Genomic DNA, 12,638 nt, shown 5'->3' with positions numbered 1-12,638 from the left:
GCGCTGACGGTGATCGTTCCGCCGGAGCGATCCGCCCATTTTCCTCAGCAATCGCAGGCAACTGTTGGATTGGCCTGGCGCTGCACGGCCCGCGTCAGATCAAAACCTTCATCCAGCCAGCCCATGACTCCGCCGATCATTTCCTTGACCGGGTAACCGAGGGTCGCCAGTTTTACCGCAGCCTTGTTCGCGCCGTTGCAGTGCGGGCCCGCGCAATACACCACGAACAGGGTATCGGGCGGATACGCGGTCAAGGTCTGAGCGTCGATCAACCGGCCAGGCAGGTTGATCGCACCCGGCACATGCCCGCGTTCGAACGCCACGGGGCCGCGCACGTCCACCAGGACGAAATCGACGTCGCCTGCCTCCTGGCTCACCTGAACGTCGGAACAATCGGTTTCGAACGTCAGGCGTTGCTGGAAATGCTGCAGGGCGAGGTCTGAGGCGGCGGCCGGGATTGCGCGAACGAGGCTGGTCATGGGTCGAACTCCAAAGCAGTGGTGGGTGTGGGAAGACTTTATCCAGCGCTCGCCAATCGCTACAGTGGCGCACACGACACTCACTGGGAAGTTTCCGCCAAATGCACGCCTCCCCCGGCCTCGTCGCCATCCTCGCCTACGATGGCCTCTGCACCTTCGAGTTCAGCATTGCCTTGGAGATCTTCGGCCTGCCGCGCCCCGAATTCGACTTTGCGTGGTACCAGCACCGGATCGTCGCGGTGGATGCCGGACCGATGCGCGCCATGGGCGGGTTTCAGGTGTTGACCGATGGCGGCATGGAGCTGCTGCAGGACGCGCGTACCATTATCGTTCCGGGCTGGCGCAGCCGCACCGAGGCGATACCCGACCAATTGCTGCAAGCGTTGCGCACGGCCCACGCCCACGGGGCGCGGCTGGTGTCGATCTGTTCCGGTGTGTTCGTGCTGGCGGCGGCGGGCCTGCTGGCCGGGCGCGGCGCCACCACACACTGGCGCTACACCGATGAACTGGCGGCGCGCTACCCGGACATTCTTGTCGACCCCGACGTGCTGTATGTCGATTCCGGCCAGGTGATTACCTCGGCCGGCAGTGCCGCCGGCATCGACGCCTGCCTGCATCTGGTGGCGCGGGACTTTGGCACGCAAGTCGCCAACAGCGTGGCGCGGCGCCTGGTGATGGCGCCGCAACGCAGCGGCGGCCAAGTGCAATTCATTCCCGTGCCGGTGGGTCGCACGCCGCGCAGCGACCTGTCGCAGGTCATGCAATGGGCCCGCGAGCGTCTGCATCAGCCGCTGGAAGTGCGTGAACTGGCGAGCCAGGCGGCGATGAGTGAACGCACGTTTTTGCGCCGTTTCAGCGACGCCACCGGGCTGACACCCAAGGCCTGGCTGCAACATGAACGCCTGGCCCGAGCCCGGGAATTGCTCGAAAGCACTACGCAAAAAAGCGAAGCCATCGCTCACCAATGTGGCTATCGCACCGTGGAAAGTTTTCGCGTGGCGTTTCGCAGCGTAGTGGGGCTACCGCCGTCGGTGTATCGCGAGCGATTCGGGCGCCGCCCTACTCCGGCTTGCGCAACAAATACGTATCCATGATCCAGCCATGCTGCGCCCGCGCGGCTTTGCGCACGCGTTCAATTTCATCGGCCACTTCGCGCAATGGGCCCTGGATGAGGATTTCATCCGGCGTGCCCAGGTAGGCGCCCCAGTAAATCTCGGTATCGCGGTCGGCCACTTGTTGGTAGGCGTCCTGCGCATCGAGCATCACCACCAGGCTGTCGGCGTCGCTCGCCTTGCCGGTGGCCAGGCGCCGGCCGGTGGTGACTTCAAAGGAGCGGCCGATGCGGTTCAACGGCACTTTATGCTGGGCGGCCAGGGCCTGCACGCTGGTGATGCCGGGGATCACTTCGAACTCAAAGGCGCAGCGGCCCGAGGCGAGAATTGCCTGCAAGATGCGCACGGTGCTGTCGTATAAGGCCGGGTCGCCCCACACCAGAAAACCACCGATCTGGCCGTCCGCCACTTCGTCGTTGATCAAACGCTCGAACGTCGCCTGCTTGGCCCGGTTCAGGTCATCGACGCTTTGCGCGTAGTCGACATCACCGCGTTCGCGCTCGGGACTGTGAGCCTCGACGAACCGGTAGCCAGGCTCGGTGATGTAGCGCTCGCAGATTTCCCGACGCAGGTCGATCAGCGAATCCTTGCTCTGGCCCTTGTCCATCAGGAAAAACACGTCCGCGCGGTTCAGCGCTTTCACCGCCTGCATCGTGATGTAGTCAGGGTTGCCAGCGCCGATGCCGATGACCAACAGGGTTTTCATTCCAGCTCCTCTTCAAAATCCATGGCCGCCAGGCGCAACCGCCAGCGACCATTGAAACGCAATTCCACGGCCGCCAATGGTTCGACATCCAGGGTGTTAAAAGCAACAGGCAACGCATGCATGACCTTGCACAACGCCGCGCGAATGACAAAAGGATGGGTGATCGCCAGCACATGCCCGGTCTGACCTTGCAAGCTCTGTAACCAGTCTTCGACCCGCGCGCACAGCTGCGCTACTGATTCGCCACCATGCGGCACAACGTCGCGGTCGGCCAGCCATGTTTGCAAAGCCTGCGGTTCATCACGTTGAAGGTCGTTGATTCGCACGCCTCGCCAACGACCGAAATCGCAATCGCGCAGGGCGTCGACCACGGTCGCCGGCCCGGCGAACAGTTCGGCGGTTTGCCGGGTTCGTGTTTCCGGGCCGCAGAGCAGCGTTGGCGCACGTTTATAGCTAGCCGCGCGGCTGCCGCGCAGAGCCTGCCAGTCGAGCTCCACCGGTTCATCCAGGGGGAAACGCGCGACTTTCTGGGCGGCGGTTCGGGCGTGACACATCAAGGTAAGACGCAAAGCCTGCACGAAGGAATTCTCAGTTGTGAGCGTGGGCAAAGCCTACACCGTTGCGGGATTTGCAGGACAATTTCCCTAGCTATAGGCGACCTTTCCTACACCATTTTTGAACCTTGCCTACACAAGATTCAGAAACCCTCCCAGGCCACGTCCCACAAGGCTTCCAGCCAATTTTTAGCCAGCGTAAAACGGTACAAAAAAACGCTAGACATGTAGCGAAAGTTACATAAATACTAATTTGGCAATTTGTGAAAGAAAACCTACATAGACCATCCAGCAGGAGCCCGGATGCCCTCTCTCAGAGACCTGATTACCCATCCCGGACTGGATCTGACGCCGTCGGAACGCAAGGTCATTCGCGCCTTGCTCGACCAATATCCGCGCAATGGCCTGGGGCCGATGTCTCGTCTGGCCGACCACGCCGGAGTCAGCGACCCAACCATCGTGCGGCTGGTGAAGAAACTCGGCTACGGCGGTTACGCCGAATTCCAGGATGCCCTGCTGCGGGACATGGACCATCGCCTGCGCTCGCCCATTACGCTGTTGCTGCCAAGGGCACATCTGCAACGGGGCGATGCCTGGAGCCAATTCCTCGACCAGAGCCATCGCGCCCTGCTGGAAACCCAGGCCCTGACCCAACCGGAAGACGTGCGCATCCTCGTGCAATGGCTGCTCGACAGCCGTCATCAGGTGCACTGCTTCGGCGGGCGCTTCAGCGGCTTGCTGGCCAGTTATCTGCTTAACCATCTGCGGCTGCTGCGCCACGGCTGCTTCGCCCTGGAAGACAACGCGCAATTGCCCGATCGGCTGTTCGAGGTGCAGCGCCAGGACTTGGTACTGGTGTTCGATTACCGGCGCTACCAGGCCCAGGCTTTTCGCGTGGCCAGCGTCGCCAAACAGCGTTCGGCGCGGGTGGTGCTGTTCACCGATATCTACGCCTCACCACTGCGGGAACTGGCGGACATGATCATCAGCGCGCCGATCGAGTCGGTGTCGGCATTCGACACCTTGGTGCCCGCGCTGGCCCAAGTCGAGGCCCTGATTGCCTGTCTGACCCTGCAATGCCCTCAACTGGCCGAGCGCCTCGAGGGCATCGATGCCCTGCGTGGCGAATTCACTACTCATCTTCTGGAGGAAAAATAAGGATGTTTGCACTTCCCCATCAATCACCCCGTGACCTGCCGCTCACCAGGGACCAGAGCGCACTGTTGCTGGTCGACATGCAACGGGCCTGGATGGAACCGCAATTCGATCCGCACCTGCGCGAGCCTGACGCCGATTATTTCCTTCGGCGCGTGCACGGCCAGGTCATTCCCCGCCAACGGCAGTTGCTCGCCGCGATGCGCAACGCCGAGCAGAACGTGCTGCACACCCTGATCGAAAGCCTGACCGTCGACGGCCGCGACCGCTCGCTGGACCACAAGCTGTCGGACATCCACGTTCCGAAGGGCAGCCCGCAGGCGCAGATCATTGCCGACCTGACGCCGTGGGAGAACGAAATCGTCCTGCCGAAAACCTCCTCGGGGGTGTTCAATTCCACGGCGATCGACTACGTGCTGCGCAACCTCAATACACGCCATCTGATCATCGCCGGGGTGGTAACGGATCAATGCGTCGACATGGCAGTGCGCGATGCCGCCGACCGTGGTTACCTGGTGACCTTGGTGGAAGACGCCTGCGCGACCTACAGCGATGCTCGCCATCAGGCCTGCCTGAACGCCATCGAGGGTTATTGCTGGATCACCGACACCGAGACCGTGCTCGGGCGCCTGCAGGGTTGGCAGCGATGAGTGCCGTATGGCCAGGCCGACGCCTGACGCCGTTGCCCATGACCACTCTGGTCACCACCGACCTGATCGGCGTCACCCGCGGGCGCTCGTTGCCCAGTGATGAACTGGACGGTTATCGCTTGGCCGGTTGTGGCTGGGTGCCGGCCAACAGCGCCTTGACCCCGCAGGATGTGATCGCCGCCAGCAACCTCTGGGGGGCGCACGGCGACTTGCGGCTGATTCCCGACATGGCCAGCCGCGTGACCCTCGGTAACGGGCCAGACGCCCACGCCCCGGTGCTGGACTTCATTCACGGCGACCTCTGCGAAACTGACGGGCGCGAATGGTCGACCTGCCCGCGCACTCTGCTGCGCCATGAGCTGCAACGCTACCGCGAGGAACTCGGGGTGCAGGTGCTGGCGGCGTTTGAACATGAATTCAACCTGACAGACACCCGTGGTGCCGAGGCACCGGCGTTTTCCCTGCAGGCCCAGCGCCAGGGTGCGGAATTCGGCGGTTGGCTGCTGAGTGCTCTGCGGGCTGGCGGTGTCGAGCCGGAGATGTTTCTGCCGGAATACGGCAAGCAGCAATACGAAATCACCTGCCGCCCGGCTCTCGGTGTCGCCGCTGCCGATCGCGCAGTCAACGTGCGGGAAATCAGCCGCGAAATCGCTCGTCAATTGGGCCTCGGCTTGAGCTTCTCACCCAAGACCTCCGAGCAGGCCACCTGCAATGGCGTGCACCTGCACATCAGCCTGCAAGACCTCGAAGGCCAGCCACTGCTGTATGACGACCATCGGCCCGACGGCTTGTCGACCCTAGGCCAGCACTGGGCCGCGGGGATCCTGCACTGCCTGCCGGCGCTGTGCGCAATCACCGCACCGACGCCGGTGTCCTACCAGCGTTTGCGCCCCCATCACTGGAGCGCATCCCACGCTTGCCTCGGCCTGCGCAACCGTGAAGCAGCGCTGCGCATTTGCCCGACCGTGACCCTGGCCGGAAAACCGCTGGCGTCGCAGTTCAACCTGGAATTCCGCGCCATGGATGCAACGTCGTCACCGCACTTGGCCATGGCCGTCCTGCTGATCGCCGGACGCCTGGGCATCCAGCAAGAGTTGGCGCTCAGCACCACCGCCGAGGCACCCAGCGCTCCACTCAATGGCGAGCCTCTTCAAGCCCAGGAGATCGAAGCGCTGCCGGCTTCTCTGGCGGAAGCACTGGACTGTTTACGGCGTTGCGAGCTGCTGGTCCAAGCCCTGCCGGCGCCGCTGCTCAACACCTATTTCGCCCTGAAAACCGAAGAACTGGCCTTGACCCAGGCCCTGTCCACCGCCGAGCTGTTTGAGCACTATGCCCGACTTTATTGAATCCACCGAATCGGGCCTGTTTACCAAGCCAGCCTTTCGTCTGACCCGTGAAGCGTCAACGCACCCGTTGATTCTGGTGTGCGAGCACGCCAGTCGTTATATCCCACCGGCCCTGGATAACCTGGGCCTGAACGCCGACATCGCCAGCAGCCACATCGCCTGGGACATCGGCGCCCTGGCGTTGGCCGAGTCGCTGGCCGAGGCCTTGGGAGCGACTTTGCTCTCAGCCACCTACTCGCGACTGTTGATCGACCTCAACCGGCCACTGAGTGTCGCCGATAGCATCCCGACGCGCAGCGAGGTGCATGCCGTGCCGGGCAATCAATGCCTCGACGACGCCACTCGGGAACATCGGCGCCAAAGCCTGTACCAGCCGTTTCACCAGCGCCTCAAAGGCCTGATCGACCAGCGCCTGGCCCAGGGGCGAACCGTGCGCCTGGTGGGCATTCACAGTTTCACCCCGGTGTACTTCGGCCAACCACGGAGCCTCGACATCGGTGTGTTGTTTGGCCAGGCCGACGCCTATGCCGGGCGCATCATCGCCGGCCTCAGGCGCCCCGGCCTCAGCGTCGCCGCCAACCAGCCGTATAAGGTCACGGCGATCGACGACGTCACCGTGCCCGTGCACGGCGACGGTCGGGGGCTGGACTCGGCGTTGATCGAAGTGCGCAACGACCTCTTGCGCTACCCGGAGCAGATCAGCCACTGGACCGATCTGCTCGCCCCGCTGCTGTAGCGACGCCCTCGTCCCTGCGCAGCAACCCCTCACTCACCCTTGCTTAAACCCTGGAGTTTTTTTTCATGGACCTGAACGAGTTCGGCTACAAACAGGAACTCAAACGCAGCCTCACGCTCACTGACCTGGTGGTGTACGGCATGATCTTCATGATTCCCATCGCGCCGTTCGGCGTGTATGGCTATGTCAACGCCCAGGCGCCCGGCAGCGTGCCACTGGCCTACCTCATTGCGATGGCGGCCATGCTGTTCACCGCCCTGAGTTACGGCAGCATGGCGCGGGCATTTCCGATTGCCGGCTCGGTGTATTCCTACGCGCAACGGGGTTTGCATCCGCAGATCGGCTTCATCGCCGGTTGGGTCATGCTCCTCGATTACTTGCTGATCCCACCGCTGCTGTATGTATTTTCGGCGATGGCGCTCAACCATCTGTACCCGGACATACCCAAGGTCGGTTTTATTCTGGCGTTCCTGGTCAGTGCCACCCTGGTCAACTTGCGCGGCATCACCTTCACCGCGCGGATCAACATTGTGTTCCTACTGGCGCAACTGTTGGTGCTGGGGATTTTCCTGGTCTACGCCTGGAATGCCCTGCATGACGGCGGCGGTAACGGCGAGCTGACCCTGGCGCCGCTGTACAACCCGGAAACGTTCGACCTCACGCTGCTAATGCAAGCGGTGTCGATCGCGGTGCTGTCGTTCCTCGGCTTCGATGCCATCTCGACCCTGGCCGAAGAAACCAAAGGCGATCCGGGGCGCAGCGTCGGTAAGGCCTCGCTGCTGACGCTGCTGGTGATGGGCGCGATATTCATGGTCCAGACCTGGATCGCCAGCGACCTGGCGGCCGGCATGGGCTTCAAGTCCGCCGACACCGCGTTTTATGAAATCGCCGAACTCGCCGCCGGCAGTTGGCTCGCCACCCTGACGGCCATCGCCACCGCACTGGCCTGGGGCGTGGCGGTCGCGGTGGTTTCGCAAGCGACAGTCTCGCGCCTGTTGTTCGGCATGGCCCGCGACGGTCAGTTGCCGAAAGTGCTGGCCAAGGTGCATCCGACACACAACACGCCGTACTTGAGCATTTACCTGGTGACCCTGCTGTCGCTGGTGATCTGCTACCTGTTTATCGATGCAGCGGACACCCTCACGTCCTTGGTCAATTTCGGCGCGTTGAGCGGCTTCATGCTGCTGCACCTGACCGTGATCAATCATTACTGGCGGCGCAAACGCTCCGGGCAGGTGATTCGCCATGTGCTTTGTCCGGTCATCGGTTTCCTGATCGTCGCGGCGATCATGTACAACATGGGGGTTGAGGCGCAGAAGCTGGGGCTGATCTGGATAGCGCTGGGCGTGGCGTATTTGTGCCTGCTGAACAAACTGGGCGCGCGCACGGCGCTGAGCGATCCGTCCAACGTCTGACAAGAAATCGGGCAACTACTGACAACAGGATCGGAAGGTTGCGGCTTTATCGCGTGGAAACTGACAGTGATAGTCAGGCTCGGGAAAAGACTCCCGAGCCGTTAGATACAGGAGTGCATCCATGCTGGTCTTGCGTCCAGTTGAACCTGCCGATCTTGCACCATTGCAACTGCTGGCCCGCGACAGCACGGCCGACATGTCGTCGCTACCGGATGACCGCGAACGACTGCGAGCGAAAATCGCCGATTCCCGTGTCTCGTTCAGCAGCGACGTGCAGGCACCCGGCGGGCAAAGTTACCTGTTTGTGCTGGAGGATCCGCGCCAGGGCACACTGCTGGGCTGTTCGGAAATTCTCGCCACGACCGGGTTCACCGAACCCTTCTACAGCCTGCGCAATCGACGGTTCACCAGCACCTCGCGAGAGTTCAATATCGAGCACGGTGTGCAGGCGTTGTCGCTGTGCCACGACCTGAGCGGGCACACCTTGTTATGCGCCTTCCACATCGATTCAGCGTGGTTGCGAAAGCCGCCGGCCGAGTTGCTGTCACGCGCGCGGTTGCTGTTTATGGCTGCCCATGCCCGGCGCTTTGCCGAAGCGGTGGTCAGCGAGATGGTTGGCTACAGCGATAGCAACGGCCAGTCACCGTTCTGGGACGCCGTGGGCAAACATTTTTTCGATTTACCCTATGCCGAGGCCAAACGCCTCTGCGGGCCGGAGAGTCGGCGCTTCCTGGCCGGCCTGATGCCGCAATATCCGATCTACCTGCCGATGCTGCCGCAAGCGGCGCAGGACTGTGTCGGCCGGGTGCATCCGGACGCCCAGGAAGCGTTCGACATCCTGCAACGCGAGGGCTTCGAAGCCAGTAGTTACGTCGACCTGTTCGATGGCGGCCCCACCCTGTACGCCCGCACCGCTCAACTGCGCTCGATTGCCCGCAGCGTCACCGCCACGGCGCGTTACGCCACGCAGATCGACGCCACGGGTCACTGTCTGGTGAGCAACGAGGGCCTGGAAGACTTTCGCGCGATCATCGCCGAGCGGGATGGGCAGGCGGGTCAGACTCTGGCACTGACTGCCGAGATGCTCGCGGCCCTGCGCCTGAACGAAGGCGACCCGGTGCGCTGGGTATCGCTGTGAAAGCCAATCTTCCTTGTACCCAGCGACAGCGCCGGAACAGGCGCGCTGAAGGAGCCACTCCATGATTGTCCGCCCGGCCACTATTACCGACACCCCAGCACTGCTGGCCCTGGCCCTGGCCGAGCGTGCGGGGCCGGGGTTCTGCACCCTGCCTACCAATGAAGAACACGTCGCGCATCGGGTCCGTTGGGCACAGCGCACCTTTGCCGAGCAGGTTGAGCGCTCGGACGCCGATTACCTGTTTGTGCTTGAGGATGATGACCAGCAAGTGCTGGGTGTCAGTGCCCTCAGCGGCGCCGTCGGTTTGCGCGAGCCGTGGTACAACTATCGGGTCGGCGTCAGCGTCCGGTCAGCGCCTGACCTGGGCATCGCGCGACAGATTCCGACGCTGTTCCTCAACAATGAAATGACCGGCCAATCCGAGGTCTGCTCGCTGTTCCTGCGCCACGACCAGCGCCACGGCCACAACGGTCGCCTGCTGTCCCTGAGCCGCCTGTTGTTTGTCGCCGAGTTCCGCCACCTGTTCGGCGACAAACTGATTGCCGAGTTACGTGGCAGGGCCGACGCGCAAGGCTGCTCGCCGTTCTGGGACAGCCTGGGGCGGCACTTCTTCCAGATGGACTTTCATCAGGCCAATCATCTGGCGGGCCTGGGCAACAAAGCGTCGATCGCCGAGCTCATGCCGCGCCAGCCGTTGTACACCTGCCTGCTCAGCGAACAGGCGCAGGCGGTGATCGGCAAGACGCATCCGCACAGCGAAGCGGCGTTGAAGATCCTGCGAGCCGAGGGTTTTGCGCACAAGGGTTACATCGACATTTTCGATGGCGGGCCCGTCGTCGAAGCCCAGGTATCGAAAATCCGCGCTGTGCGTGACAGCCAGACGTTGAGTCTGAGCATCGGCACGCCGGACGAACAGGCACCCGTGTGGCTGCTCCATAATCGGCGCATGGAAAACTGCCGGATGACCGCGGCCCAAGCTCGGCAGATAGGCAGCCATCTGGTGGTTGATCGCCTGACCGCCAGACGCTTGCAACTGCAACCCGGCAACTCGGTGCGCGCGGTTCCGCTGCTGGCCGCGCAACGACAGGCTGCGGCGGCGTGAAGGCTGATTATCACTGAGGGCGTCGTCTGGCGGCGCCCGTTGAGACACGGTCCGCACACGCCATAGGCAAGCTGCAACAGCTTGGCTATATTGGCGACCATGACGTTCACGCCGCCCCTCCGCCAACCCTGCCCGCCCGGTGCCTGCGACTGCGACCGCGAACGCCTGCTGGCCGCTGCCGACAGCGACCTGCGAATCCTGCGCCTGACCCGCCAGGAAGAAAAAGTGCTGGTCGAGCGCCTGGAGCGCATCGATAGCCTCGCCGACCTCGAACGCCTGCAGGAGAAAATGTACGCCCAACTCGGCATCCGCCTGGAAATCACCCCCAGCCTCAAAGAAGTGAAAACCATGCGCGGCATCCAGATCCGCGTCGAAGACTTGCCTGGCCTATGTCGCAAAACCCGACTCGCCATTCCCAAGGCCATCCGACGTGCGCTGGAGCAACGGCCGGAGATCGCGTTTGAATTGCTCAACGCACGGGATTTGTTGCGGGATGCGTAAGCGCAAATTCAAACGGCAAACACCCGCGCATCACTCCAAGGGAACTCTCACCCACTGGCACCGCTCCTACCCGTAGAGGGATTTCCTTTGTGCTGTGCTATTGGAGGACGCCACTATGCGCCGTCTGCTACTCGTTTCGTCGCTCGTGCTTTGCCTGCCCTTCGGTTCCGCCATGGCCCGTGTCGACGCGGGTGATGTCGCGACATCAGCAGGTGTTTCGGCTTCGCTGTATTCCACCTTCAAGGACGACAAATTGCTGATTCCGGCCCGGGACGATGCGTCCAGTTTCGTTGCCAGCGACGGTGCCATTCGTGGTGTTTATCTGGAATCGGTGATGAACCGCGTTCGCCAGGAAAACCCAGGCTTGAATGCCAGCGATGAAGAGCTGGCGCGGGCGATCCTGATTCAGGATGAAGCTCGCTAAACGCATCGAGAAAAAATGCATTAAGCAAAAGGGACAGCTTCGGCTGTCTCTTTTTTTTTCGCTGGGCTGGACGCTCAAAACGCCGCTGGTTGCGCTCGCCAAAGCAGATTGGCCGGGGGTGTCGGTATCAATCGTGAGCTGATCCCTCGACGGCCAGCATTGCGCGAGCGCCGGCAACCGCGCCAGACTGCGCCAGTTTTGGTTGGGGGAAAATCGAATGGATCGTCTCGGCGCAATGCAAACCTTTGTCTGTGTGGTTGAGACCGGTTCGTTCTCGGCGGCGGCGCGACGCTTGCGGATCGGTCAGCCCGCGGTGTCGAAAACCGTCGCGCAACTGGAAGATCGCCTGAGGGTGCGCCTGCTGACGCGCTCGACCCGAGGCTTGATGCCCACCGAAGCCGGGCAGGCATTTTTCGAACGGGCCAAACGCACGCTGGAAGAAGCCGACGAAGCGGACAACGCCGCTCGCGGGGCAGCCGCCGGGCTCAGCGGCACCTTGCGGGTCAGCGCCCCGGTCACCTTCGCGCGGATGCACATCCTGCCGCACTTGGCGGCTTTCCTGGAACAGCATCCGCACCTGGACATCGACCTGCAACTGGATGACCGCCTCGTCAATCTGGTCGAAGAAGGCATCGACGTCGCCTTGCGCCTGGGCGACCTGCGCGACTCGGGGTTGACTGCACGCAAAATCGGCGCCTGCCGACGCCGGGTACTGGCGACGCCGAGGTATTTCGAGCGTTACGGCGAACCCGGATCTCCTGAGGACTTGGCCAATCATCAAGCAGTGATCTATGGCCTGGGCGTCGGGCGGGCCACTTGGCAATTTATGCAAGGCGACGTCGAGCAGTCGGTGACGGTCAACGGCCGCGTGCGCGTGTCCGCGGCCGAGGGTGTCCGCGTCGCGGTGCTTGCGGACCTGGGCCTCAGCCTGTCCTCCGAATGGATGTTCGCCCCGGAACTGGCCAACGGCACCGTCCGCCCGACACTGCAAGACTGGCAACTGCCTGACATGGACCTCTGGGCCCTGCTGCCCGCCGGTCGCATGGCCAGCGCCAAGGCGCGGGCTTTTATCGGGTTTGTCGAGCGACTGCTCAGTACCTCGCACGAGTAACACCCGCTATACCCTGTGGCGAAGGCGCTTGCTCCCGCTCGGCTGCGCAGCAGTCGCCCAACATCGGGGGCCGCTGCGCGACCCAGCGGGAGCAAGCGCCCTCGCCACAGATTTGGGGACATTCAGATGCAATGGGTTCACAACCCGTGTCGGCGATACCAATGACCAGACCCTGCCCGCGCGACACATACTTTCCCCTGTGGCGAGGG

15 protein-coding genes are annotated in these 12,638 nt (G+C 62.8%); 12 read left to right on the top strand and 3 right to left on the bottom strand.

What is annotated here, in order from left to right; translation table 11 throughout:
- Window positions 1-44: 44 nt before the first annotated feature.
- A complete protein-coding gene (locus RG836_RS10070; protein WP_310845114.1) occupies window positions 45-479 on the bottom strand; it encodes a rhodanese-like domain-containing protein in 435 nt (144 codons plus the stop codon).
- A gap of 101 nt (window positions 480-580) precedes the next feature.
- Between RG836_RS10070 and ftrA the strand changes: the two genes are divergently transcribed.
- Window positions 581-1,573, top strand: coding sequence for a transcriptional regulator FtrA (ftrA, locus tag RG836_RS10065; RefSeq protein WP_310845112.1), 993 nt, complete (start codon window positions 581-583; stop codon window positions 1,571-1,573).
- Here the strand turns inward: ftrA and cobF are convergent.
- Together cobF and RG836_RS10055 are read right to left on the bottom strand one after the other, a co-directional pair.
- Window positions 1,539-2,297, bottom strand: coding sequence for a precorrin-6A synthase (deacetylating) (gene cobF, locus RG836_RS10060; protein ID WP_310845111.1), 759 nt, complete (start codon window positions 2,295-2,297; stop codon window positions 1,539-1,541). The two genes, ftrA and cobF, sit on opposite strands and share 35 nt — an antisense overlap.
- Window positions 2,294-2,875, bottom strand: coding sequence for a histidine phosphatase family protein (locus RG836_RS10055; protein WP_310845109.1), 582 nt, complete (start codon window positions 2,873-2,875; stop codon window positions 2,294-2,296). The genes cobF and RG836_RS10055 overlap by 4 nt, the downstream gene beginning before the upstream one ends.
- Window positions 2,876-3,154: 279 nt before the next feature.
- Here RG836_RS10055 and RG836_RS10050 point away from each other — a divergent pair, with 279 nt between their 5' ends.
- From RG836_RS10050 to RG836_RS10000, 11 genes are all read left to right on the top strand, one after another.
- Window positions 3,155-4,009, top strand: a complete 855-nt coding sequence (locus tag RG836_RS10050) for a MurR/RpiR family transcriptional regulator (protein ID WP_310845107.1) — start codon at window positions 3,155-3,157, stop codon at window positions 4,007-4,009.
- A 2-nt stretch (window positions 4,010-4,011) separates the two neighbouring features.
- Window positions 4,012-4,656: a cysteine hydrolase family protein gene (locus RG836_RS10045; RefSeq protein WP_310845106.1), complete on the top strand. Its 645-nt coding sequence runs from the start codon at window positions 4,012-4,014 to the stop codon at window positions 4,654-4,656.
- A complete protein-coding gene (locus RG836_RS10040; RefSeq protein ID WP_310845104.1) occupies window positions 4,653-6,002 on the top strand; it encodes a glutamine synthetase family protein in 1,350 nt (449 codons plus the stop codon). Before RG836_RS10045 ends, RG836_RS10040 begins: the two co-directional genes overlap by 4 nt.
- A complete protein-coding gene (locus tag RG836_RS10035; protein ID WP_310845102.1) occupies window positions 5,986-6,738 on the top strand; it encodes an N-formylglutamate amidohydrolase in 753 nt (250 codons plus the stop codon). Before RG836_RS10040 ends, RG836_RS10035 begins: the two co-directional genes overlap by 17 nt.
- Before the next feature lie 65 nt (window positions 6,739-6,803).
- Window positions 6,804-8,153 (top strand): APC family permease, encoded by a 1,350-nt coding sequence (locus RG836_RS10030; RefSeq protein WP_310845100.1) that lies wholly within the window; start codon window positions 6,804-6,806, stop codon window positions 8,151-8,153.
- 121 nt (window positions 8,154-8,274) lie between these two features.
- Window positions 8,275-9,291 carry an arginine N-succinyltransferase gene (locus RG836_RS10025; RefSeq protein ID WP_310845099.1) on the top strand — a complete coding sequence of 339 codons (1,017 nt, stop codon included), beginning with the start codon at window positions 8,275-8,277 and terminating at the stop codon, window positions 9,289-9,291.
- Between the two features lie 61 nt (window positions 9,292-9,352).
- Window positions 9,353-10,393, top strand: a complete 1,041-nt coding sequence (gene astA, locus RG836_RS10020) for an arginine N-succinyltransferase (RefSeq protein WP_310845097.1) — start codon at window positions 9,353-9,355, stop codon at window positions 10,391-10,393.
- Window positions 10,394-10,492: 99 nt separating this feature from the next.
- Window positions 10,493-10,894 carry a hypothetical protein gene (locus RG836_RS10015; protein ID WP_310845095.1) on the top strand — a complete coding sequence of 134 codons (402 nt, stop codon included), beginning with the start codon at window positions 10,493-10,495 and terminating at the stop codon, window positions 10,892-10,894.
- Window positions 10,895-11,009: 115 nt separating this feature from the next.
- Window positions 11,010-11,318, top strand: a complete 309-nt coding sequence (locus RG836_RS10010; RefSeq protein ID WP_310845093.1) for a DUF2388 domain-containing protein — start codon at window positions 11,010-11,012, stop codon at window positions 11,316-11,318.
- The gene (locus RG836_RS10005; RefSeq protein WP_310845092.1) at window positions 11,305-11,460 is read left to right on the top strand and encodes a hypothetical protein; all 156 of its coding nucleotides are present in this window, start codon (window positions 11,305-11,307) and stop codon (window positions 11,458-11,460) included. Before RG836_RS10010 ends, RG836_RS10005 begins: the two co-directional genes overlap by 14 nt.
- A gap of 75 nt (window positions 11,461-11,535) precedes the next feature.
- On the top strand, window positions 11,536-12,429 hold the full coding sequence (locus RG836_RS10000) for a LysR family transcriptional regulator (RefSeq protein WP_310845091.1): 894 nt from the start codon (window positions 11,536-11,538) through the stop codon (window positions 12,427-12,429).
- The last annotated feature ends 209 nt before the right edge of the window (window positions 12,430-12,638 follow it).

The sequence above is a fragment of the Pseudomonas rhizozeae genome, assembly GCF_031583775.1.
Taxonomy (GTDB): Bacteria; Pseudomonadota; Gammaproteobacteria; order Pseudomonadales; family Pseudomonadaceae; genus Aquipseudomonas.
This window is presented reverse-complemented; position numbering and strand designations above follow the sequence as displayed.